Origin of the sequence: Roseivirga sp. UBA838 (assembly GCF_002296035.1) — a bacterium.
Classification (GTDB): Bacteria; Bacteroidota; Bacteroidia; order Cytophagales; family Cyclobacteriaceae; genus Roseivirga; species Roseivirga thermotolerans.
The window spans coordinates 20,237-45,047 of record NZ_DBHC01000031.1 but is presented as its reverse complement, the minus strand read 5'-3'; the positions used below and the strand labels follow the sequence as shown (position 1 = coordinate 45,047).

The window sequence follows — 24,811 nt, the reverse complement described above, 5'->3', positions numbered from 1 at the left end:
TATACCCGAGTAGTTGTTCTTTAAGTCCTGATAATCTTCTTCGCCCGAAAGTCCGACCACACGGGCATTATTTCCCAATTGTTCAAAAACCTGAAAGTAGATTTTCTCCCTATCCGTTATAGATTTGTCGAAAGAGCGCTCATACTTTACATAGAGGAGCAGTAGCAGACTGCAACTAATTCCAATGGTGAGCCCAAGAATGTTGGTGGTAGAGACAACCTTGTTCTTCCACATGTTTCTAATGGCCAGCCGAAGATAATTTTTTAACATACCGTTGTTCATTTATTTGACCTGGACACTTCTATGCCAACACAATACCAAAGCCACTACCCTCTGCAAATCAATTTGTTATGAATAAAAAAACAAATACAACCATTTATCAATGTCCAGCATCATAACAGAACTGCCCAAAAATGGGCACTTTTCAATAACTTGTCTCCACAATTCTTCCCCATGAAGCAAAAGGCCAAAATACTCATTCTCGATGACGACAACTACGTGTTGCTTTCGCTGCGCATACTCATAGAGCAACACTACACCGATGTTCGGGGCATTAACAACCCCGCGCAATTAGAAACTGCCCTTCAGGAAAATGATTTCGATGTGGTTGTGCTCGACATGAACTTTATGGCTGGTGACACCTCGGGCCGCGATGGGCTCAAATACCTCAGACAAATCAAAGAAGCCAACCCAAAAACTTCGGTGCTGTTATTAACTGCCTATGCAGAAATAGACCTGGCAGTTGAGGCTATGAGACTTGGAGCTTTCGACTTTTTGGTGAAGCCATGGGAAAACGAGAAACTCCTGGCCTCCATTAAAACTGCCTTTGAATTGAATGCCTCAGCCAGAAAGATTGAACAGTTGGAGTCCGGCAAGTCGGTATTGCTGCAAGAACTGAATGCCCCTTTTCATAATATTATTGGTGACTCTCCGGCCATTAAACAGGTGTTTCGGCAAATCGACAAGGTGGCCAAAACCAAAGCTAATGTGTTAATTACCGGAGAAAATGGCACAGGTAAAGAACTGGTTGCCAGAGCTATTCATAATGCCTCAGACCGGGCCTCAGAGATTTTCCTGAACGTAGACATGGGAGCCATTAGCGAATCCTTGTTTGAAAGTGAACTCTTTGGTCATAAGAAAGGAGCCTTTACCGATGCCCGAAACGACAGAATGGGCAAATTTGAAGCAGCCAATGGTGGCACCCTTTTTTTGGATGAAATTGGCAACCTCTCTCTTCCCTTACAAGCCAAACTGCTGCGGGTTATTCAAGAACAAAAAGTAACCCGTGTAGGAGAAAACAAAAGCACCGATCTGGACATACGCCTGATTTGCGCTACCAATGCTCAACTGGAAGATATGGTAAAAGCAGAGGAATTCAGGCAAGACCTGCTCTTTAGAATAAACACTATAGAAATTCAGCTGCCCCCACTTAGAGAAAGAACAGAAGATATTCCGCTACTTGCCAACCACTTTTTAGAAAGCTATAAGCAGAAATATAAAAAAACAGGCCTTTATGTGCCGGATTATGTGATCAACAGACTCATAAAATACGATTGGCCCGGCAACATCAGAGAGCTGCAGCATGCCATAGAACGAGCGGTTATAATGTGTGACGGCAAACAATTGCAGGTAAGCGACTTTAATCTAAAAGAAACCAATGAAGCCGAAAGCGGTACACTCAATTCCTTTAATCTGGACGATCTGGAAAAATGGGCTATAGAGTCGGCCATAAAAAAACATCAGGGCAATATTAGTCATGCAGCCCAAGAGTTGGGCTTGAGTCGTGGAGCCCTTTATCGCAGAATGGAGAAACATGGTATTTAAAGATTTTCGCTTTCAAATTATTCTTCGGTTGGCCGGGCTCACCCTGCTTGGTTATGGCCTGTTGTACTATGCTTTTATTGAGCACAATGCGATTCGCATTTTCTTTTTGGCTCTGTTTAGCCTACTCTTGCTCATTAATCTATTTTACTATCTATACCGTACCCATCGCATTACCAGCAACTTTCTAGAGGCTATTCTAAACAACGATTTTACCATAAAATACCCCACCGTTCACGAGAGCAAACAGCTCAGCGACCTCTATGACAAATTCAACAAGGTGAACGATAAGTTTTCGCAGAACCTTCAAGACCAGGCCAATCAATACCAGTACCTCATGACCATGATTAACCAGCTAAAAATAGCCGTGGTGGCCTTCGATGAAAGGGAGCGTGTGCATGTGGTCAACTCAGCCTTTAAAGCTCTGGTAGAACAAAAAGAGGTAATCAAACTTAATTCCGTAAAGGCCATTTCTAACACACTCTACGAGAGTATTCTGGAATTGAAACCCAACGAACAAAAGGTGGTAAGAGTAACCATTCAGGGGCAAATTCATAGGTTTTCGGTTGCGGCAAGCATCTTCAAACTGAGGCAACGAGAATACACACTTGTTTCCCTGCAAGATATTCACGCTGAACTCGATCAAAATGAAATGGAGGCCTGGCAAAAGTTAATTCGGGTACTCACCCATGAAATCATGAACAGCGTATCGCCCATAGCCTCATTGTCCTCTAGTTTAGAGAATCTACTGCTCAAGTCAACACAGACCTCAGAGCACAAAAGCACCTTATTAGAAGGTATGGGAGCCATAAAAGCCAGAAGCCAGGGTTTAATGAATTTCACACAAGCCTACCGTAAGCTAACCCGAATACCAATTCCACGCATTGAAACCATAGAGGCGACTCCTTTCATACAACAAATTGAAACATTGTTCAGGTCTACCTTGCCGGCAGACACCATCCGGTTTCAAGTTGAAGTACACGAAAATTGCCCGAAACTTTTACTAGACCCTGATTTAATGCAGCAGGTAATTATTAACCTATTAAAAAATGCACTGGAAGCCGTTTCGGCCCAAACAGGTTCAATACAGCTGGCCCTAAAGCCCCACGAGGCCACCGGTCAGGTAGAAATAACAGTCGCAGACAACGGCCCCGGAATTGACGAGAAAATAGCCGAACAAATATTCATTCCCTTTTTCACCACCAAGTCCGAAGGTTCAGGTATTGGGCTTAGCCTGGCTCGGCAAATTGTTCAATTGCATGGCGGCAGTCTCAGCTTTCAGACCAGCTCCAATGGCACCACTTTTAGCATCAAGTTGTAGCTCTTGCTTTTCACTTTAAGCCTTTTAATTAGTTTTGGGAGAAATTTGTTGAATCCATGAAGAAGATACCTCGGTTAGCCCTCATACTGGTTATTATTTTTGCCAATATTGGTTGCGATCAGATTACCAAAGATCTGGCAAGAAAGAATCTTGAATACCACGAAACAGTTGAGGTTTTAGGGGAATACCTCATTCTTACCAAAGTCGAAAATCAGGGAGCCTTTCTGGGTATGGGCTCTACGTTGCCTCCTGCCTTGCGAACCATACTTCTTCTCATTCTCCCCTCCATTGTAATGGTGGCCGTTTTCGTTTACCTTATCCGCAACAAAGACATAAGCCCAATAAGTGTGTGGGCCTTATCATTCATTGTTGGCGGAGGTGTAGGCAACCTATACGACAGGATTTTGTATGGTGAGGTCACCGATATGTTGTTCATTGACCTGCAGTTTGCCCATACCGGCATTTTCAATATGGCCGATGTTTCGGTCATGGTAGGGACAGGTCTTATTCTTTTAGAGCAATTTTTACCCAAAAAGAAACAGGAACTAAAAGGACAAGCACAATAATTCCATAAATTTTAACTTCTATAACCTTAGTGGTGTCAGGTACAATATGAAGAACGAAAAAATCAAAAGCCTGAAAAGTTTGCTCCTTGTGTTTATGCTGGCCTTGACTTGGGCTTGCGACTCGGGTGATGACTCAGGGCCGGTTGAACCGGAAACCAAAGGCCCCATATCGGGAGAAGTAAACCTCTACAACAGCCAGGGTGTACCCACGGCTTATGAAGACATGACGGTAACCATTGTAGGCACCTCCATGAATACCAAAACCAACAACCGTGGAAAGTTTAACTTTTCGAGTGTAGATTTTGGCGAGTATCAATTGGAATTTAAGAAAGAAGGCTTTGGCACCTTTTACAAAACGGTTGAACACAACAAAGGCTTTAGCGTGAATGGTACAGTCCTTACCACGCTTTCTCTGGGCAGGATTTCTAACACTGCTATTTATGACGCCATTCCGAGCCAGGAAAATGGAGATATTAAAGTAAGGGTTACAACTATCCCCGTAGGTACTAGCACCGACCCTGTTTATGTAACCTTTTTCTTCGACTCTGAAGTAACAGTATCCAATACAGAAAATGAAGGCATAAAAGGCCCCATAGCCTTCTTTTCAGGCCAAGGAACCAATGAAGTGACCATTACCGCTTCGGAACTGGCAAGCATGGGCTTTACTTCGGGTGAAACCGTATACTTTAGAGTATATGGCGACTCATTCCATACCAATGCCTATGTGGGCGCTGCCGGAACGGTACACCCCAATGCTAAAACACCAGGCTCCAGTACCATGTCTGTGGTTTTGCCCTAGCTAATTCGAAACGTAAAATCAGATTTCCTTTAGGCATACACAACCAACCCTAGTTTCTGTGCTGTTCGGTTGTGTATTACTGAGTTCTGCCAAAGAGAGTCATTCCTTATTTTGACGGAGTAAAGTCGTAGTAATACATTTGCCCCTGAGAAGAGCCTACGAGCAATTTGTAACTCCCCAGGAAGCGAGTTGAATAAACCGTTTCCTGATAACCATGAAAGGTAAGGCTACATTGACCAGTAGTTAGATCCCAAAGCCTGAAGGTCTGATCGTAAGACCCGGTTATGAGATACCGGCCATCCGGAGAAAAATCGAGACCATAACCCGTTTGCTCATGGTCTGTAAAATGATACTTCATAGATTTTTGAGGCAAGTTCCACAGCTGCGCTCCTTTGCTTCCAAACAGTGCCAGAAAGTTGCCATCAGGACTTATAGCCATCTCATTGATCGAAGCCTCAGTATTAAGGGTATAATCTATTTGCCAATTGGCCGTATTAAATACCACTACCCTGCCGTCTGAAAAGCTCACAAACGCCTGGCTCTCCGTGGGGTTGGCAATAACTCTAAACGCTCCTTTTCCAATGGGTATTACAAGCTCTCTGTCATTGACCAGGAACCGAATTCGCAGCGTGGTATCTCCTACAGAGGCCACGGCATTGGCCTTATTTAGATACAGTACTCCATCAACTCGAGAAGTATGCCCTTCGTACGTCCTAATTTCTTTGCCTTCTTCTACATCCCAAACCCTTACAACACCATCGAAACTAGCCGTTGCCCAGCGTTGCCCTTTCGCATCCATCGATGCCGCAAGTCCGGACCGGTCTTTAAAATCATGAATTTGCCGGCCCGATTCTACCGAGTAAATACCCAAAGTATTAGAGCATGGAGCACCAAACCAACGAGCATCCGGTGTGGCTGTCAACTGCCAGGGGCCGTAGTCACAGACTTCGAAACTGTGACCAAAAGGTTTCTCAATATTCCACACTTTCAGTGTTCCATCGCTGGCTGCAGAATAAAGTAAAGCATTGTCTTTAGACCATGCGAGAGCATTTACTGTACCCGCATGCCCAATCAGTCTGATTTTCCGGCTCATATCACTGGTGTTCCAAACCAAAATAGATTGATCTTCTCCGGCCGAAGCTGCCCAACTGCCATTGGGCGAATAGCTAATTGCCTTTACTGTTTTTGTATGTCCTTCAGAAGATTCAATTTTTCGCAAAAGCTCTCCGGTTGTAGCATTAAGCATATGAATGCGATGATCTGCGCTGCCCAGCATTAGTGTATGACCATCCGGACTAAGGGCATTGCTATGAAAGGCGTTGTACTCTGCCGGATCAGAAAGATCATAGTCCCACAGTTTTTCACCACTATCCACTTTGTATGCAATAGCCATCTCCCCCCAGCACGATACTATCATTTCGCTCCCGTTTTTAGTGAAAACAAGACCAGCTGCCGGGTGAGGCTCCGTTTCTATTTTCCGTATCAACTCTCCGGTTGCCACGTTTAGCAACTTGGCGAAGCCCATCACAGGAGGGTTGTTACCTGTTAACTCCCAGCTAACCACTCCCAGAAGATTGCCCCCCGGACTAAACCTCACCTGATAGATGCCCTGGCTAAAATCAGTAGTATTGACAAACACCTGTTGTCCTGTTTTTAGGCTCCAGAGTATAACCTTATGGTCACGACCACCTGAGGCCAAAAACTGACCATCAGGACTAAAGTCTAAGCTGGAAACAGTACTCTCATGGCCTTTAAACTCCAAAGTCACAGACAAATCGGGTAAGCTGTATAGTCTTATGATGCCGTCTGATGCCGCTATGGCCATATACTGCCCATTGGGACTAACTTTTATATCTGCAAAAGCCTTAACCCCTTCTACGGTTGTTTGCTTTTCACTTTGGTCGAGAAACTTATTAAGAAAATGCCACTCCAAACCTCTTAGACTCTCGTCTGTTCGATATAGATATTTCTTTGCTTCGCTTATTTTATTGAGCTGTAAAAAAGCCTCCGCAGCGGCTATCTGAGTTAGGTATAGCTCATAGGATTCTTCGGTAGGTTTGGGCTGTGCTTTGGCCATAAACGAAGAAAGACCAACAAACAAAATAGCGGCAAAAAAAGGCTTCATGATATTCCTGTTAAAATAGAGTTTTAGTACTAACAAGCACTACTGAAAGTACAGTCAATATAGTGAGACTTGGGCTATGGCAAGATATTTCCACCCCAATTATGATGAGATAGTTTCTGGCGTTAAGCCACAGAATGATGGTGTCAATACTTTTTACCCAACAATTCAACTATTTTTGTCCATTCATTGTTAGGCCTACTAATTGGTAGAAAAATGAAAGAAAGAGTTGTTGTTGGTTTATCAGGTGGTGTCGATTCGAGTGTAACAGCTCATTTGCTAATTGAACAGGGCTATGAAGTTATTGCCATGTTTATGCGCAACTGGGTTGATGATTCTGTAATTATCTCCGATGAATGCCCCTGGGTAGAAGACAGCAACGATGCTCTGGCGGTTGCCGAAAAGCTGGGCATTCCTTTTCATGTCATAGACCTGAGCGAGCAATACAAAGAACGTATAGTTGATTATATGTTCCGCGAGTATGAAAAAGGACGCACCCCCAATCCTGATGTACTTTGCAACCGGGAGGTAAAGTTCGATATATTTCTCAATGCAGCCATGCAACTGAAGGCGGACTATGTGGCCACCGGCCATTACGTACAAAAGGAGACCGTTGAGGTAAACGGGGAGACTGTACACCGTTTGCTTGCCGGAGCCGATGCCAATAAAGACCAGAGCTATTTTCTTTGCCAGTTAAACCAGAAACAACTGTCTAAAGCATTGTTTCCTATAGGGCATTTGCAAAAGTCAGACGTACGAAAAATTGCCAAAGAACAGGGCCTCATAACAGCCGAAAAGAAGGACTCCCAAGGGCTTTGCTTTATTGGAAAAGTGCGGTTACCCGATTTTTTGCAACAGCAACTCAAGCCGAAGAAAGGTGAAATAAGAGAATTAGAAGCATCAGCCGAAAATTTTGAGGCTTATCGCCAGAACGGAAATGCAACCTACTCCTCTAAGAAAGATGAACTAATTGCCCTCACAAAGCCTTACTCATACCAACCTACTGATGGTAAGGTAGTTGGAGAACACAATGGAGCGCACTACTACACCATTGGGCAACGAAAAGGCCTTGGAGTTGGAGGAACCCCAGAACCTCTTTTCGTAATCGAAAAAGATATCGAAAACAATATAATCTACACCGGACAAGGCGAAAATCATCCGGGCTTACTGCGAAAAGGCCTCTTTGTAGCCAACAAAGATGTACACTGGGTAAGGCCCGACCTGGCATTACAGCCCGGAGAATCGGCCGAGTATCTGGGGCGAATCCGTTATCGACAACCTTTAGAGCAAGTGACCCTACACTGTGAGCCCGAGGGTGTCTATTTCATTTTTAAAGACCATCAGAAAGGTATTGCTCCGGGGCAATTTGTGGCTTGGTATCAGGGCAATGAACTGCTTGGTTCTGGAGAAATAGCCTAGGCAATCTTCACTCGGTTAAACCTTCTCATGACCCGGTGGTCTAACCACCAAATTTCAATTCATGAGAAAGTTATCATTCTTATTTACCATGCTGGTGGCTTTTGGCCTGACAGCAGCCTACGCCCAAGGTGGTGGAGGCGGACAACGTGGTGGTCAGCGCGGTCAGGGAGGCCAGGGCGGTGGCCGAATGAGCCCCGAAACTGTAGCCAAAGAGCGTGCTCAAGACTGGCAGGAAAAGTTTGGTCTTTCCGATGAGCAATACAAAAAAACCTATGATGTATTGCTAGAAAATCAAAACACAATGCGCGAGAAAATGCGCGAACTGATGGCCTCAGGAGACCGAGAGGGCATGCGCAGCGCCATGGAAGAAAACCAAAAGGCCCTTGACAAGAAACTCAAAGAAATTTTCACAGAGGCCCAGTGGACCAAGTACGAGGCCTGGAAAAAGGAAAACCCACCGATGCAAAGGCGTGGTGGAGGCAATTAAGTTTGCAAATATGTTTTGGTTGACTAAAGCCCTGACAATAATTTGTCAGGGCTTATTTTTTATTCACTTCTCAGGGCATCAACAGGGTTTGCACGTGCCACTCTCAATGCCTGAATAACAACGGTTGACAAAGCAATTAGTACGAGTATCAAAGCCGGGACAAGGAAAAGAAACAAATTGAGTTCAATGCGATATGCATAGGTATCCAACCACTGCTGCATACTCAAGTAGGCCAAGGGAATCGAAACAATGATCGATATACCAATGAGTTTCAAAAAGTCTGATGAAAACAATCTTATGATGGAACTCACAGATGCACCCAAAACCTTCCGTATACCTATTTCCTTGATTCTTTGTTGAACTTCGTAAAGAACTAAGCCGAACAAGCCCAATACAGCAACAAAAATGGTGATCAATGAGAAACTGGTAAATATGCTTCCAAATTGCTGATCGGCTTTGTATTGTCGATCGAAGTCTTCATTTAAAAAGTAATATTCAAAATCACTTTCACTGTATATCTCATCATACTTCGACTTTATGGCTGTAATCACTTGGCTATAATTCTCTATACCTTCATTAAGCTTGATGGAAATAAAACTTGCAGAAGCGAGATACTTATCGAACATCAAGAATAATGGGTCAACTTTAAGCTTGAGCGAATTATGGTTGTAGTCGTCAATCACTCCTACTATCCTCCTCTCCTTTCCCCATAGTTTTACACGACTTTCAATGGCCTGTTCATTTGTAGCATATCCAAGCATTTCTCTACCTGTTTCATTCAAGATGATTCCACTTAGTAGGTTTGAGTCATCTGCGAATGCAGGGGCGTCAAGTTGCGGTCCAAAATTTCTTCCAGCCAAAAGCTCAATACCCAAAGTGTTTAAATAGGCCGTATCAACCCTGTACATGTAGAAATTGAGGTTACCACCAATATTAGTTTCGATCGATGTTAAGCCAGTGGTACTGTTCAAATCAATAGTTCCTCTTCCTATCATAGTTTCGGAAAAACCCACATTGGAAACCTGAGGAATGGTATGAAGAGAGGTCCTTAATAAATTCAGCTTTTCAGAGATCACCTGATCATCATCTGGTAGTAATGGAGCTCTTAACACGAGCACTTGATCCTTGTCAAAACCAAGTTTTTGATTCCTCATAAAGTCTACCTGCAAGTAAATAACTAATGTTCCAACGAGTAAAACCATGGTGATCAAGAATTGAAAAACCACCAATCCCCTACGTAAATAAGAGCCTCTCTTAGAGTCTCTTAGCTTGCCACGTAAAACCACCATAGGTTTATATCCGGATAATATAAAAGCTGGATAAAGGCCTGAGGCTAAAGACCCGATAACATAGAAACCGATGACCTGCCAAAACAACAGTTGATCATCCAAAACATTGATGCCAAGATCTAGAGCAGCAAAGCTGTTGAACATTGGTAAAACCCCTTGTAGACAGGTGAAAGTTAGAATCAAAGCGAAAAGATTGATCAGAAATGACTCCATCAGAAACTGAAAGATCAATGAAGCTCTAGAAGTACCTAAGACCTTCCTTACTCCAACCTCTTTAGCTCTTTCCAGAGATTTTGCAGTGGATAGATTAATGTAGTTGACCCAAGCAACGAGCAATACAAATCCAGCAACAATCAGTAAAATATTAACGATCTTGATGTCTCCGTTGACTTCCGCCTCAAAGGATTTATCTGAATACAAATGAATCTCTTCAAGGGGCTGCGTAACTAGTCTTTCTTCACGTTCTTCTTTTACTCGTTCTTCTAATGCCCTGTTTAGCTTATCATCAAAGCTTCCATCTAAAGGCGAATTGGAAAGAAGATACATGAATTCATTGTTAGCATTCCAATTCTCCTCCTGCCAATCGAGGTATTTGACACCCGATTGCCATGAAACAAGCACGTCAAATTTTAGATGGGAATTTTGAGGCACGTCTTTAATAACTGCTGTTACTTTCATATCAACCTCACCCCCTCCTGGCACCAAAGTTAACGTCTGTCCGATCGGATCTTGATCACCAAATATTTTCTTTGCTATGGATTCTGTTAATACTACCTCATCTGGCTGATCTAGGGCCTCATTTGGATTTCCTTGAATCACATCCCAATCGAAGACCTCCAACCATCCAGGATTAGCAAAGTATACTCTGTCTTCATTGAATGCCACTTGTTCATTCTTGATCAGAATTCTACCAATATGTCGAGCCATTCCGTAATTCTCGATCTCGGGAAAGACTTCTACAGCCAAGGGTCCAACAGAAGGGTAGCATTGGGCATCCTGATTCTGTAAAACCTCACCTGAATACAGATCAACGGTGACCCTATAGATCAATTCAGAGTTTTGATGATACCTATCATAACTCAACTCGTATTTAGCATAGCTTAATATAAGCAGACATACCGTCATGCCCACAGTCAGACCCAGCACATTGATAAAAGTGAAGGCTTTGCGCTTTCGGAAGTTTCTTATTGCAATGAAAAGATGATTTCTAAAATGTCTTAAGGCATAAATAATGTTGTTCTTGACCATAATGAAATGAGTTATGCTTGACTTAATATGACCGAACCAAGTGGGCAGGGTCGGTGTATTTTGAAGGAAAAGCCTGCCTCTGCCCCATCGGTATATGTATATTTTTACTCCGCATGGTTTAGGTGTTACTCCTGACGAAGCGATTGAACAGGATTGAGTCGGGCGGTTTTTAGCGTTTGACTGGCTATAATGATTGCAGAAATAAGCAGCACCGCAGCTACAGGTAGCACAAAAAACATAATCCCAATGGGTGTTTGATACTCGTATCGGGCGAGCCAGTTTTCGGCACCCCAATATACCAATGGCAGTCCCAGCGCATTGGCCAGCAGAATCAACACCATAAACTCTTTAGATAAAAGCCGAAGTATATCGGCCACCGAAGCTCCCAATACTTTACGTATGCCTATTTCTTTGGTCTTTTGAATGGCAGTATAGCCTACCAGTCCAAACAGCCCCAGGCAGGCAATAGAGATAGCCAAAAGTGAGAATAAGTTGAATACCTTGCCAAACTTCACGTCTGACTTGTATAGGTTATTGAAGCGGGTATCCATAAAGGCGTATTCAAAAATATCGCCCGGGAAAAAGTCGTTATAGGTGCTTTCAATATGGGCGATGGTTTCTTTTATGTTGTTGCCGCCCAACCGAATGTGATAAGTATCTCCGCCACCATCGTAGAATGGCAGTATAAGCAAAGGCTCTATAGATTCCTTGAGTGAACGATGATGGAAATTACTGGTAATACCTACTACATTCCACTCTTTTCCAAAGAAGAAAATCTTTTGATTCAACGCCTCTTGGGCTGACTGGAACCCAAGTATTTTAGCTGCTTTCTCATTGATAATGGCATTATTTATAAGATCAAACTCACGGTTATGATCGGTTTTTCTAAAACTTCGGCCCGCCAGCATTTCAATTTCATAAACATCGAAAAAACCATAGTTGGCGGCCATGCGGTTGAGCATGTGACCATCGGCATCTCCCAGCTTTTTCACATCAAAGGTTCTTGGTAAGCGGCTACCAAACACATTTTGAGAAGTACCGGCACTAATCACATTGGGGTTTTGTTGCAGGGCATCGAGAAAGGCATGGATGTGGGTAACAAAAGTGGTATCGAGGCTTGTAATAGAAGGCCCTTCTACCGTTAACACTTGCTCCAGGTTTACCCCTAAATCTTGATTTTTCATATACTTGGTTTGCTTTACCACCAAGTATGTGCAGGCAATAAGTGCAGTAGAAAGTATAAACTGAAAGGTAACCAGCGACTTGCGCAATACCTGGCCTTGCGCACTTTTGCCATAGTCACCTTTTAAGGTTTGCGATGGCTTGAAAGAGGAAAGCACAAAAGCCGGATATAAACCGGAACACAACGACCCAATGAGCAGAATGATCAGCATCCATACGGCCACCGGCAGCCCCCCCGTTTGCATGGCACCAAAACTTATAAGCGACAGCTGTTCTTCAATCAGGTTGTTGAAAGATACCTGCAGAGCCTGACCGAGCGTAACAGCGAGTGTAAAGGCTATGAGGTTGAGCAAGATAGATTCGGTAAGATACTGGCGTATAAGCTGAGCTCTGCTGGCCCCGGCTACCTTTCGAATACCCACCTCCTTGGCCCGTTGCAATGATCGTGAGGTAGTAAGGTTCACATAGTTTACCCAAGCCATGAGCATTATAAATACGGCCACCAAAATGAGAATCCAAACCATGCGGCCATCGGCTGTTTTATGAATTTCATACTCATAGTCTGAATAGAGGTAAATATCTTCTAAGGATTGTAGATGAAACTTTTCAAAGTTTCCTGTCACCTCATCGCCTCTGAAGTATTTATCCGAAAACTCCTGCAGTTTCTGTTCAAACGCGCGAGGATCCACTCCCTCTGCTAACTCTATGTAGTGAAAATAGTCTGATCCGGTCCAGCTGTATCGTGCCGATTCACCCCACAGGCTAAATACGGTTTCGCGCGAAAGAATGGCCTCATACTGAAGGCTTGAGTTGGCAGGTGGGTCGGCAATTACTGCCGTAAGTTGCCACTGCTGCCGACTGGATCCCATGAGCACAGTAGTGCCCAAATAGTCGGCCCAGTTGGCCTCGGCTTTCTGAAAAACCTTTTGGGCCATAGACTCCGTGAGTACCAACTGGTACTTTCCACTGAGCATAGTTTCCGGGTTTCCGGCCAACACTCCAAGGTCGAACATCTCTGCGTAGCTCGGTTCGGCCAGTAACAAAGCACTTACCGGTGTGGGGTGGTTGTCATATAAAAATACATTGTCTACAAAGGTGTTGACGGTGGTATGATTGACCACTTCCGGATAGTCTGCGGCCAACTGAGGCCCAACAGCCGAATAGGTGATTTGTCCGCGCTGTATGAGTCTGTCGCCTTCAAAACGCTCATTAATCACCCTGAAAATTCTATCGGATTTACTATTGTGCTTGTCGAAGCTTAGTTGAAAAAAAGCGTATTGCAGTACGAAAATAGAAGCCGTAAGACCTAAGGATAATCCGAGAATATTGATAAGGGCAAAGGCTCTATTCTTCCGGAATGACCTAAATGTTGATGTGATATAGTTTTTGAGCATACTAAGTTCTTTTGTGGCTTAGAGCCATTTTGAGTTGTTCTGTTCCCTTTTATTTTATTCCTTATTCAATACCTCAGAGGGGTTTGCGCTGAGTGTTTTTCTTATCGTAAAGTAAATAGCCAGCAAAAGCAAACATGCAGTAAACACTATTGGTTGTAAGATATCCAACCAACTTATATCTATTCGCACGGCATATTGATTGAGCCATTGACTCAAATACCAATAAGTAACAGGCACTATTAAAAGTACTGCCAAAACCAACTGCCAAAAATGAGTCTTTGATACCACCGCGTACAACTGAGTACGACTAGCCCCCAGAACTTTACGGATGCTCAACTCTTTTAATCGGTGTTGAAGTGAAAGCAATAGTACGCTACAAATTCCGCTTACAGAAAGAATTAAAGCAACCACAGTAAGCAGGCCAAGCAACTCTATGGCCTGAGTTTCTCGCGCAAAGAGCTGGTCATAGTAGTCACTTAAATAGAAACTATGGTAGACGTTGCCCTTGAACAGTTCATTGAAACGACTTTTAATTGAAGCTTCAAGAATCGATAAATCTTGAGTTTGGTAAGCAATGGAATAAAAACCCCGGCTCTCGCTATCTAAAACAAATGCTGTTGGCAAATAGGGTTCGCCAGGCCCTAATTGATGGTAATCGGCTACGATACCAATAATTGTTCGCTGATACTCCTCTTCAGGACTGGTTATTTTTCGGCCCAAAACTGTCTCAAAAGGTAGTTCCGGAAAGAGTAACCTGGTGGCAGAAGCTGTTAAAACAACGCCATGATCATCGGCCGGATAGTCTTTTGAAAAGAAACGACCAGCTAAAAGCTCATGGCCATATAGGCTCAAAAAGTTATGATCTACCTGATGCTCGGCAATTGGCAAATTGCTATGCTCTGGTTGGCCCACCGGCCGAATACCGTAAGTTGATATGTGACTTCCCGGAATAGCATAAGAGGAAGCCACCTTCAGCACACCCGGAATATTCATCCACTCAGCTTTTATTACATCCGGGCGTTCAGAAAAGCTTTCATAGTCAAAAGCACGGGGACCTTTTACCACCAGAATGTTTTCTGTGGCAATTCCTCTATCAGTTAATTCTAAATGACGGGTTTGCTTCCATACCACTGAAACAGCAAGCAAAAAGCTCAAAGATATAATCAACTGAAAGGTACCCAGGCCCTTCGATACTAAACCGGCAGAAGTTACTTGTTGGCTTAGCTTGTCTTTGAGGGCATTGCCAATAGAAACCCGCGAGACCAACATGCTGGAGCTTAAAGTAATCATCAGCAGTCCCACAATCCAAAGTAAGAGCAAAAGAGAAAGAGTAGAAAAATCAAAGCGAAATGATGAAGGTATTTGAGCCAGTTCGTTAAGCCATGGTTTCAGTAGCTGAAAGCATGTAAGAGCCATTAATACCGCAATTGTATGGATAAATAAATGGCCAATAGCCCGTTGCAAAAATAATTGGGTAGAACTAAGTCCAAGAGTTTTCTGAATTCCCTGAGCTCTTATTTTTTCCAGGGCCAAAGCCACAGATATGTTAATGGCGTTTACCCATGACACTATAAGAATTATCACCGCCACAACCGCCACGGCCAGTAAGCGACTATTTGCTTTTTGAAGCCAGCCATTATTATTAAAGTCTGAGTATAAATAAATATCCTTAACATTCTGTATTTGAATGTATTGAGAATCACCAACAGAAGTGATTGGATTGAACTTGCTCAAAGCAGTTTTGAGTGCCTCTGAAACCTTTTCTTCCTTTACCCCGGCCGCTAATTTTATATAGAACTTCATTCTGGCCCATGACCAGGAATTCTGGTGAAAATCTACACCATGACGAGCACCAATACTCTCATATGATTTGATAAGCTCGAAAGCAAAATGACTTTGCTGCTCCCATGGGTCAAAGACGCCCACTATTTGGTAAGAGTGCCCATCATCCTCTGTAAACTCTTTTCCCACCACATCTGTATGCCCATAAATCTCTTGTGCCAGGGTTGAAGAAATCATGGCAGTAAACGGCTCCGACAGTCTAGAAATATCGCCTTGCCGAATGGGAAGCGAGAAAATATCGAAAAAATCCGGTGCCAAAGAAATGGCATTAATATCATCACGTAAGACTTGACGTTCGTCATTGGCAAATGAGGTGAGAATACCCCCACCCCCGGGCGAATACATAACCTTCGCCACAGACTCTAATTGAGGATACTCCTCTTCCAGAACAGTCTCCAGTGCCGGGTATAAATTGGGACTGGTGACTACCGCTCCATCTCCTTCTTCAACAAGTAACAAACGATATAGTCGGTCGCCCTCTTTATGAAACTTGTCAAACCCTGTTTCATAACTCAGGTAATAGACAGCCAAAAGCAGTGTGGTAAACCCCACTACCAGGCCAGCCACCTGAATGCCCATCAACGCCTTATGTCGTGAGAGTTGCCTGATATTCAGTTTGAGAGCGTATTTAAACATGCCATTTGATTAGCCAGTGTTATGCCATATTTTCAAAATACTTATTATCAGATACTTACAAAAATCAACTAGCCGTTAATCAATTAATTTGTTTCAATGTGAAACGTTCGCTTGTCTCATAATGATACAATTTATAGATTCGCCATCAGACCCACAATTACCCCCTTTCGCATGTCTAAAATTGATGGTAAAATACTGGTTCTTGACGATGACCAGGGTGTTTTATACACCGCCAAGATGATTCTCAAGCAGCATTTCGAAACCGTAGTTACTGAGAAAGATCCACTAAAACTGGATTTTCTGCTGAATCAGGAAAAATACGATGTAATTGTTTTAGACATGAACTTCTCTTATGGCCTTACCAGCGGTAAAGAAGGGATTAAACTCTTGCGCAAAGTTCTGGCGAAAGACCCTGACGCGCATGTGCTCATGAACACAGCCTATGGAGATATAGATATTGCTGTGGAAGCCATGAAAGAAGGTGCTGTAGACTTTTTGGTAAAGCCCTGGCAAAAGGAAAAACTTTTGGCAACCGTTACAGCTATTTACGAATTGAGTAAAACCAAAAAGCAACTCGAAAACCTTAAGGCCAGCCAAAAAATTGTAGTACGAGATCAGCACAAGGCTTATGAAGAAATAGTTTCGGTAAGCCCTGCCATGAAACCTGTTTTTGAGGCCATTAAGAAAGTAGCAGCTACCGATGCCAATGTGCTCATTTTGGGCGAAAACGGTACCGGAAAAGAACTAGTAGCCAGGGCCATCCATAACAGCTCTCCGCGTGTTGACGAAAACTTTATAAAGGTAGACCTAGGGGCCGTTACCGAATCGCTCTTTCAATCGGAACTCTTTGGTCATGTAAAAGGAGCCTTTACCGATGCACATGAAAACCGACCCGGCCGTTTTGAAATGGCAAACCATGGCACCTTGTTTCTAGATGAAATTGGTAATCTTTCGCTAGCCATGCAGGCCAAATTGCTTACCACACTGCAGTTTAAGCAAGTTACCCGGGTAGGTTCTAATAAAGCTATTCCTCTAGATACCCGGCTCATTTGCGCCACCAATATGCCTCTCTATGAAATGGCCAGCGAAAAAGAGTTTAGACAAGACCTCCTATATCGTATCAACACAGTTGAAATTAAACTCCCCCCACTTAGAGAGCGAATAGAGGATATAGAACCCCTCGCCAGACATTTTCTCAAAATCTATGGCAAAAAGTATAAGAAGGAGAAAATGAGGCTCAATGAAACCACCATAAACAAACTCAAAGCCTACTCCTGGCCCGGCAACGTACGCGAACTACAGCATGCCATAGAGCGTGCCATTATAATGTCTAATTCTCCCCTCCTTGCTCCGGAAGATTTCTTGCTGGTAGAAAGGCCCAATCAAAATGTAATTGCCACTGACACTTTCAACATGGAAGAAATGGAAAAGCAGGCCATACAAAACGCCATCCGCAATGCCGATGGCAACCTTACACAGGCTGCCAAAGCCCTGGGAGTAGGCCGTAGCACGCTCTATCGAAAAATGGAGAAATACAAACTCTGAGAGGCATCTGCAAACCCATAATTCTCGCATGGCCTTCTTTTCACCTGAGCAGCCCCACATCTTTCGCCATTTCTCACTATTTTAGAATTTTCGACCAATCATAGATGCGTGTTTTTTTCATATTTAGCTTACTATTGGCCGTAAGCACTGCTTATGCCCAACAATCGATCGATGATGTGGCCAAAACGATTCGGGAAGCCCAATTGAAAGACGAAACCAACGACTGGGCTTATTGGGGCACTTATAAGTTCACACTCAAGGGCATTGACAACTCCACAACCACCCAACTACGCATAGACGATCAGACCACCGTACGCATGTACCTGCTGGCCAAAACAGACTGCTATATGTACTTCGATGTGCGCGATCAAAAAGAAAGTTACGTGTTTGGCACCAACGACCCCATAAGCCTGGAAACTGAACTGCAGGGCTATAAAGCAGCAACTTCCATTTATACCTACAAGAAAGGGGCATTGATGAATATTAACTTCGGTATTCGTTGGGGCTGCAAAAATATGCTAGACACAGAAATGCGATTGCTCGTGTTTTATGTCAATAAAAATGCCCGATAATGGAGTATAAGTACTTTCGCTGGCACATTATCGCTCGAATACTATTACTCCTTGCTCTGGGTTATTCCTCCATTTATGTACTCACTTCAACCCACTTTTGGCTTGTCTCCTTCTGGCTTATTCTGGCATGGCTGCTGGTATTAGTTAGTCTGATCCGATATATAGAACGATCGAAACGCGAACTCGCACAATTTCTACTTTCTATCAAACAGGGCGATTTTACCAACACCTATCACTTCAAGAAAAAAAGCGACCTCAATTATGCCTTCCATGAGATTAACGAAGTATTGAAGGAGCTAAGCCAGGAAAAAGCCTCCAATCTGCTCTATTTACAAACCATTGTAGAACACGTTCGCGTGGTCGTAGTTTGTTACGACAAAGACCTTAAAATAAAGCTCTACAATCGGGCAGCACAGCAGTTGTTCGGCAAAAAGCAGATTACTTCAGTAAAAGGCATAGAAAGCATTGCACCTACCATTGCCACCACCATAGTCCAAATGAATCATGGCGAAAAGGCTCTTATCAAAGCTCAACTCAATGGTCAGCTCTATCACCTATCGGTTTTGGCTACAGAGTTTCGCTTGAAAGAAGAAAACTTTAAGCTGGTGTCTTTTCAAGACATAAAAAGTGAGCTCGATGCCCAGGAAATTGAAAGCTGGCAAAAACTCATTCGTGTGCTCACCCATGAAATCAAAAACTCGGTAATCCCTATCAGCACCCTTTCTGAAGTACTTTTGCAAATGTTGAAAACAGAGAACGGAAGCAAAGACATTTCCAGACTAGATGATGAATTAATAAAGGATGTAATTGGTGGAATTGAAACCATCGAAAGCCGTAGCAAAGGATTGGCCCACTTTGTTTCTACCTACGACCGGCTTACAAAAATACCTAAACCAAAAATAGCAGAAACAAACATTAAAACACTGATAAACAATACACTAAAGCTTTTCGAATCAGAATTTAAAGCAAGGCAAATCACCGTAGAAACTCCTAATCTCACCGGAGTGATTCAGGCCGATTCCGACCTTGTTGAGCAGGTAATTATTAACCTCATTAAAAACGCCATAGAAGCCCTCAATGCCTCAAGGTCGCCTGTAATCACCATATCTACCGAACCACTAGCAGGCGAACTACTTCTGAAAATTGCCGATAACGGCCCCGGAATTCCCGATGAGGTATTGGAACACATCTTTGTTCCGTTCTACTCCACCAAAGAAGGAGGCTCCGGCATTGGCCTGTCCTTATCCCGACAAATTATGAGGCTTCACAAAGGGCAGCTAACCTTAGATACTTCGCCTCATACAGGCACCGTTTTCACCCTTCATTTTCCTACCAGAGCCTCAGACCCCATTAAATAGGCAACATCGGCCTAGAGAATATTTTTTGCGTTTGTTAACATCGCATTCATAACAATCCTGTTTATTTGACGTCCAATCTGTATTACCAAAACTAATCTAGAATGAAGCAACTAAAATTTGTGCTGCTGGCACTGCTCTTAAGCACCAGTGTATTTGCAGCTGACCCCTATAAATATACCGTAGACCTAACCCGGGTGGCTGACGACAAAGTATTTGTAGAGCTGGAAACACCAAAAATAAAGGAGAAGGAAATTGTTTTCTATATGCCCAAAATTATCCCCGGCACCTATGCCATTGCCGACTATGGCCGCATGGTGTCCGACTTAAAAGCCTATGATAAAAAGGGCAAACTAATGGAAGTTAAACGTTTGGACGATAACTCGTGGAAGATTAGCAATGCGAAAAAGCTACGCAAAATCACCTACATGGTAGAAGATACCTACGATACCGACAAACCCGGCCCAGATATCTTTCAACCTGCCGGTACCAACATAGAAGAAGGTAAAAACTTTATTATCAACACCTCGGGCTTCTTCGGCTACTTTGAAGGAATGAAGAAAGAAGAGTTCGAATTGAACTTCATTCGCTCCAAAGAGTTTTATGGAGCTACCGGACTTAAGGCCGAAAGTAACCCTCCACTAATCGGTAAGCTCAGCCCCGAAGCTAATCACCAAGATCTGGCTGTTGACCAGTTCAAAGTGGAAGACTACGATCGGCTGGTAGACTCACCACTTATGTATAGCAAGGCCGATACGGCCATTATTAAAGTAGCCAATACGGACGTATTGATTGCCAGCTACTCCCCCAACAAGCGCATAACGGCTGCTCAAATTGCCGAGAGCATTCGAGAGGTGCTTAGTGCTCAAAACGAATTTCTGGGTGGAAAACTACCAGTAGACAAATATGCGTTTTTGTTCTACTTTACCGATCAGCCCGTAACTTCTTACGGAGCCCTGGAGCATTCGTATAGCTCTGTGTATTATATGCCTGAGCAAACCATAGAGCAAATGCAGCAACAGCTGCGCGACTTCGCGGCTCATGAGTTTTTTCATATCGTTACGCCACTCAATATCCACTCAGAGGAGATTGGAAGTTTCGACTTCAACAACCCGAAAATGTCGAGACACCTGTGGTTGTATGAAGGCATGACCGAGTATTTTGCCGGTAGTGTACAAGTGAAATATGGCCTTGTAACTCCAGAGCAATACCTACAAATGTTACAGGAGAAAATCATTATCTCACAGCAGTTCAAAGATGAACTTCCCTTTACCGAACTGAGCCTTGGTGCTCTCGATGAGCATGCCGACCAGTATTACAATGTATACCAGAAAGGCGCACTCATTGGAGCAGCATTGGACATTCGCTTGCGCGAACTATCAGACGGTGCTTATGGAGTACAGAACATGATGGCCGACCTCTCCAAGAAATACGGTCCTAGTAAATCATTTAATGATGAAGAGCTTTTCGATGAAATAGTTGACCTCACCTATCCGGAAATCCGCAATTTCCTCACTACCTATGTGAGCGGAACCACCCCTCTACCCTACAAAGAAATTTTCGCTAAAGTGGGGGTAGATGTTATTGACAATGGCACTACCAAACAACACTCTTTTGCCATTAACCAAAACAATATTACCCTGGTGCAACATAAGGGTGAGCAGCGTTTGGCTATTGGTAATGAAGCCGCCAACGATGCTCTGGCCAATGCATTAGGGCTTAAGAAAGGCGACATAATTCTAGCCATGAATGGCGATAAGTTTCCGGCCTATGGCCCCGAGCTTAATGCCTTCTTAGGCGCTCAGGTGCAAAAAATACCGGGTTTAGAAACCTTCACCATGACGGTTTGGAGAGAAGTAGACGGAGAAGGTAAAGAAGTGAAGCTTTCTGCCAAAAATCAGCAAGTAGAAGTTCAAATACCGCTGGGACTTCAGTTTACGGAAAACCCATCGGAAGAACAGCTTAAATTACGCGATTACTGGTTGAAACCCGCCAGGTAAAGTGTAGACACTTACGTTAAGCCGGAAATAGCGACTCTATCCCCTCTATTTCCGGTTTTTTATACTCCGGCTACGCCAATACACCGAGTCAATAATCATTAAGAAAATTGAGGCCTACGCTAATCACCCATTGCCTTTGCTTTGGAATGAACTCGCGCCCCAACAAACGCCCAAGGCTCTCCCCGGTTTTGCTTAAACCAAACTCGTAATTGATATCAATCATTACGCGGTCAAAATCGCCCCCAAGTCCAAAATGCCACATCATGCTGGTTCGGTTGAAGCTATCGCTCACCTTCTCTATCTCATTTAAGAATGAGCGATGGCCCGAAAGCAGAATACTGAAAGAGGGTCCCATTTGCAGACGTAAATTACCTATTCGATAGCCAATGTCTACAGGAAGTTCCAGCGTATTGAATTCAAAATCGGCTCTCGGATTAAAATTGGGCACATTGTCATAATTGAGAAACACCAATTGGGTTTTGATTTTTGAAAGCAGTACAGACGGTTGTACGTATACATTTTCTACATTGGCCCGAAAGAAAAAACCAAACTGATAGCCTATCTCAGAACCTCCTTCCGCCAGATCTATCTCGCTATTATCCAGCGTCATTTTTGCCGTAAGCAATTTAGCCACCGGTCCCGCCTGATAGAATCTGCTGTAACTCTCCTGGCCAAATATTGGTTGCTGGCTCATTAAAATCACAATCAGGGTCAGGCAAAGTACTCGGAGTTTCATTAGGCCAAAAAGAAATGTTTTCTAGATTCGCATCAAGATATAGTTAAAATTTCAGATGAGCTTACAAGAAAACTTCGAAAATGCTGCAAAATCGGCAAATAATTTAAGCGAGAGACCTTCTAACGAAGACCTGCTAAAAATATACAGTCTCTACAAACAAGCCACTCAAGGCAACAATACGGAAGACCCTCCGGGAGGCTTCGACTTTAAGGCCGCTGCCAAATACAACGCCTGGAAAAAGCTGGAAGGCATGAGTAAAGAAGAAGCCATGACACAATATATCGACCTTATAGAGCGTCTTAAATCCGCTCAATAATATTTTTTGAGCAGGCCTGTGTCCGACACGTATTCAAAAAATTAGAAACCGCATTTGCAAATTTCTTTGCATATTGCAAAAGGTTATAAAACTCAAATATTACAACAATGGGATTATTCAGTTTCGGTAAGAAAAAAAAGAAACCGGTTCGTTCGTGCGACCTTGAAGGCTCGCTTCTTGAGTTCGGAGAAGGTTACTTGCTTACCTCCTCTCAAATTATCAAATCAAAACGGTTTTGGGATAACAAAATGGTAGAGCCGGAAACTCTGGCTTACTCCAAAGCGCACTTTGAGCGCAAAGACGAGATGGGTACAAAAATGCGTACCATGATTTTTCAAAAATACAGCTCTCAGGAAAAACCCTGGTTGGTTGGAGACGGTCAGGTCAACCAATTTGAAATAGACAAAAATCAGGCGCGAGAGTATGCTCAAAAATGGTGGGAATCCGAGTTCACCTTTATTCCGCCCGATGCCGGTGCAGCCGAAAAGGTGCTGAGCAACGATGAATTTGAGCAATGGAAAGAATACGCCATCATGAAAGCTGGCGAAACACAATTGAAAAAAATAGGTTAAAAACAACCTTGAACGTATAAAAACTGCTTTAGGCAGTGCCGAAATCAGGCCTGTTTAAAGCAGTTTCTTTTTTTACTCCTCTACCCAACGCCAAAGCTGCACCTTACCATTCCTTAGCGGTTTCAATTCCAACCCGCTTTCGCGCGCCATAACCTTTAGTGCTTCCAGGTTTTCATGGTCATGGTAGCGATCGTTCAAAAAAGCCGGGTTAAGCAACAAGTAGTCTCCTGCCAATGGAGCAGCGCCATTCAACTCAGAAAACCAAACATAATTATGGTCAGTTGCCTGAAAATTGTAGAAATAAGGATACCCATAAGAAGTCAGTCCGTCAGTAAAGACCCGAACTCTCCCTGTTTCCGGACGCAGGTTGTGCTCCACCGCCTCTTTTAATTCTCTAAAATTCCTTTCCCCTGAACTACTGACTTTATAGGCCGGAATAACCAAAAGAATGGCTAAAAGAAATTTGGCTCTCGTGTAACGAATAGCACTTAGCAGGTGGGTCTCAATCCAGTAGAAGCCTCCAGCCATCAGCATAAGCGGAATAAGAAATGTAATGTGCCGGGTGTCTACCGGCATGGGGCTATAATACCTCCAGTTGGTACTCATAAACCACCAGGTAACTAAAACCATAATGACAGAAACCCTCCACAAATGCTCCGGACTTTCCAACCTCCAGTGTTTCCTCCGAGTAGTGAGTAATGCCGGCAAACAAAAAAGGAGCGGCACAAAAAAACCTCCTCTTAAAAATCCCAGTAATGGTAAATAGGTCAGCCGTTTGAGCAGGGTGAGGTTATCTTTATCGAAGAAGGTCTTAGCCGAAGCCTCGTGATTGTTCGAAATGTTCTTGAAGCGATAAAAAAAGTCTCCATATACCTCCTGATACCAAAACCCATTGGCTACAACAAAAAAGATCAGTAAAACAAGGGTAATCATCCAGTAGCTCTTATTGGTCTGTCTTCTTTTATAATCGTTGAAAAAGAGGTACAAGAATAGCGGCACAATCAAAATCACCGTCATTTTGGTAAGATAGGCCAGAAATAAAGCAGTTGCAGTAATCAGCGCAGCTAGTCTGTGATCTCCCTCCCGTCTATTCACCCTATCATAGGCCACCAAAGCCATAAAAATGAACAGTGCCATGGGCATTTCCGGAAAAAGGTGTGTAATAAAGGTGATGATGTGATAGTCACATACAAGAATTGTCGCTGCTAAAACACCCAACCAGTGGTGATACAAATGCCCCAGCCATAGCGTAAGGTTGAGAATGATTAAACCACAAAGCAAAGGGTACAGCGTAATGGTCCATTCATTAATACCCAATAGCTCAATAACCCAAGCCGTTGGATAAAGCAAAGCCACCCTGCTGGTAAAGTGATTAGTACCCAGCTCAAACGAACCTTCATTGATTTGCCTGGCAAAATTTAGGTAAGTAAAATCGTCCCAGAAAGCCAGGCCATTGTTGGCCAGAAACCAAACCGCAATCATTACCAGGTTGGCGGTTACTACAAACCACTGGTAATGTCTTGCACTAAAGAACTTCTTGTGCTGCATTGCAACGAATATAATTGTTTAGCGAGATACTCTTCCTATTT

General features: G+C 43.4%; 19 protein-coding genes. 12 read left to right on the top strand and 7 right to left on the bottom strand.

Annotation, left to right across the window (positions count from 1 at the left end):
* The coding region (locus B3O12_RS10460; RefSeq protein ID WP_286756261.1) for a hypothetical protein at positions 1 to 270 on the bottom strand (270 nt) is incomplete at its 3' end.
* 183 nt (positions 271 to 453) lie between these two features.
* Here B3O12_RS10460 and B3O12_RS10455 point away from each other — a divergent pair.
* From B3O12_RS10455 to B3O12_RS10440, 4 genes are read left to right on the top strand one after another with little or no spacing between them, the layout of a single operon-like run.
* The gene (locus B3O12_RS10455; protein ID WP_189629966.1) at positions 454 to 1,824 is read left to right on the top strand and encodes a sigma-54-dependent transcriptional regulator; all 1,371 of its coding nucleotides are present in this window, start codon (positions 454 to 456) and stop codon (positions 1,822 to 1,824) included.
* Entirely contained in the window at positions 1,814 to 3,142 is a 1,329-nt protein-coding gene (locus B3O12_RS10450; protein ID WP_286756260.1) for a sensor histidine kinase, read from the top strand. Before B3O12_RS10455 ends, B3O12_RS10450 begins: the two co-directional genes overlap by 11 nt.
* 56 nt (positions 3,143 to 3,198) lie before the next feature.
* Positions 3,199 to 3,708: a signal peptidase II gene (lspA, locus tag B3O12_RS10445; protein ID WP_189629964.1), complete on the top strand. Its 510-nt coding sequence runs from the start codon at positions 3,199 to 3,201 to the stop codon at positions 3,706 to 3,708.
* Between the two features lie 46 nt (positions 3,709 to 3,754).
* Entirely contained in the window at positions 3,755 to 4,507 is a 753-nt protein-coding gene (locus B3O12_RS10440; protein WP_286756259.1) for a carboxypeptidase-like regulatory domain-containing protein, read from the top strand.
* A gap of 106 nt (positions 4,508 to 4,613) precedes the next feature.
* On the opposite strand, the gene B3O12_RS10435 is transcribed toward B3O12_RS10440, so the two are convergent.
* Positions 4,614 to 6,632: a WD40 repeat domain-containing protein gene (locus B3O12_RS10435; RefSeq protein ID WP_286756258.1), complete on the bottom strand. Its 2,019-nt coding sequence runs from the start codon at positions 6,630 to 6,632 to the stop codon at positions 4,614 to 4,616.
* 213 nt (positions 6,633 to 6,845) lie between these two features.
* Here B3O12_RS10435 and mnmA point away from each other — a divergent pair, with 213 nt between their 5' ends.
* Both mnmA and B3O12_RS10425 read left to right on the top strand, forming a co-directional pair.
* A complete protein-coding gene (gene mnmA, locus B3O12_RS10430; RefSeq protein ID WP_286756257.1) occupies positions 6,846 to 8,048 on the top strand; it encodes a tRNA 2-thiouridine(34) synthase MnmA in 1,203 nt (400 codons plus the stop codon).
* A 61-nt stretch (positions 8,049 to 8,109) separates the two neighbouring features.
* Positions 8,110 to 8,535: a hypothetical protein gene (locus B3O12_RS10425; RefSeq protein ID WP_286756256.1), complete on the top strand. Its 426-nt coding sequence runs from the start codon at positions 8,110 to 8,112 to the stop codon at positions 8,533 to 8,535.
* A gap of 59 nt (positions 8,536 to 8,594) precedes the next feature.
* Here the strand turns inward: B3O12_RS10425 and B3O12_RS10420 are convergent, their stop codons facing one another.
* The 3 genes from B3O12_RS10420 to B3O12_RS10410 form a co-directional block, all read right to left on the bottom strand.
* Positions 8,595 to 11,072, bottom strand: a complete 2,478-nt coding sequence (locus B3O12_RS10420) for an ABC transporter permease (protein ID WP_286756255.1) — start codon at positions 11,070 to 11,072, stop codon at positions 8,595 to 8,597.
* A gap of 125 nt (positions 11,073 to 11,197) precedes the next feature.
* Entirely contained in the window at positions 11,198 to 13,648 is a 2,451-nt protein-coding gene (locus B3O12_RS10415; RefSeq protein WP_286756254.1) for an ABC transporter permease, read from the bottom strand.
* A gap of 54 nt (positions 13,649 to 13,702) precedes the next feature.
* Entirely contained in the window at positions 13,703 to 16,126 is a 2,424-nt protein-coding gene (locus B3O12_RS10410) for an ABC transporter permease (RefSeq protein ID WP_286756253.1), read from the bottom strand.
* A gap of 171 nt (positions 16,127 to 16,297) precedes the next feature.
* On the opposite strand from B3O12_RS10410, the gene B3O12_RS10405 reads away from it, so the two are divergent.
* The 4 genes from B3O12_RS10405 to B3O12_RS10390 all read left to right on the top strand — a co-directional run bounded on the left by B3O12_RS10405 (position 16,298) and on the right by B3O12_RS10390 (position 21,598).
* Positions 16,298 to 17,671: a sigma-54-dependent transcriptional regulator gene (locus tag B3O12_RS10405; protein ID WP_189629956.1), complete on the top strand. Its 1,374-nt coding sequence runs from the start codon at positions 16,298 to 16,300 to the stop codon at positions 17,669 to 17,671.
* Positions 17,672 to 17,775: 104 nt separating this feature from the next.
* Positions 17,776 to 18,243, top strand: coding sequence for a hypothetical protein (locus tag B3O12_RS10400; RefSeq protein WP_286746726.1), 468 nt, complete (start codon positions 17,776 to 17,778; stop codon positions 18,241 to 18,243).
* Positions 18,243 to 19,601, top strand: coding sequence for a sensor histidine kinase (locus B3O12_RS10395; RefSeq protein ID WP_286756252.1), 1,359 nt, complete (start codon positions 18,243 to 18,245; stop codon positions 19,599 to 19,601). The genes B3O12_RS10400 and B3O12_RS10395 overlap by 1 nt, the downstream gene beginning before the upstream one ends.
* A gap of 101 nt (positions 19,602 to 19,702) precedes the next feature.
* Positions 19,703 to 21,598, top strand: coding sequence for a peptidase M61 (locus B3O12_RS10390; protein WP_286756251.1), 1,896 nt, complete (start codon positions 19,703 to 19,705; stop codon positions 21,596 to 21,598).
* 88 nt (positions 21,599 to 21,686) lie between these two features.
* Here the strand turns inward: B3O12_RS10390 and B3O12_RS10385 are convergent, their stop codons facing one another.
* Positions 21,687 to 22,334 carry an outer membrane beta-barrel protein gene (locus tag B3O12_RS10385; RefSeq protein WP_286756250.1) on the bottom strand — a complete coding sequence of 216 codons (648 nt, stop codon included), beginning with the start codon at positions 22,332 to 22,334 and terminating at the stop codon, positions 21,687 to 21,689.
* 55 nt (positions 22,335 to 22,389) lie between these two features.
* Between B3O12_RS10385 and B3O12_RS10380 the strand changes: the two genes are divergently transcribed.
* Positions 22,390 to 22,650 (top strand): acyl-CoA-binding protein, encoded by a 261-nt coding sequence (locus tag B3O12_RS10380; protein ID WP_189629951.1) that lies wholly within the window; start codon positions 22,390 to 22,392, stop codon positions 22,648 to 22,650.
* Between the two features lie 107 nt (positions 22,651 to 22,757).
* Entirely contained in the window at positions 22,758 to 23,222 is a 465-nt protein-coding gene (locus tag B3O12_RS10375; RefSeq protein WP_189629950.1) for a hypothetical protein, read from the top strand.
* A 72-nt stretch (positions 23,223 to 23,294) separates the two neighbouring features.
* On the opposite strand, the gene B3O12_RS10370 is transcribed toward B3O12_RS10375, so the two are convergent.
* Entirely contained in the window at positions 23,295 to 24,770 is a 1,476-nt protein-coding gene (locus tag B3O12_RS10370; protein WP_286756249.1) for an ArnT family glycosyltransferase, read from the bottom strand.
* Positions 24,771 to 24,811 lie beyond the last annotated feature (41 nt).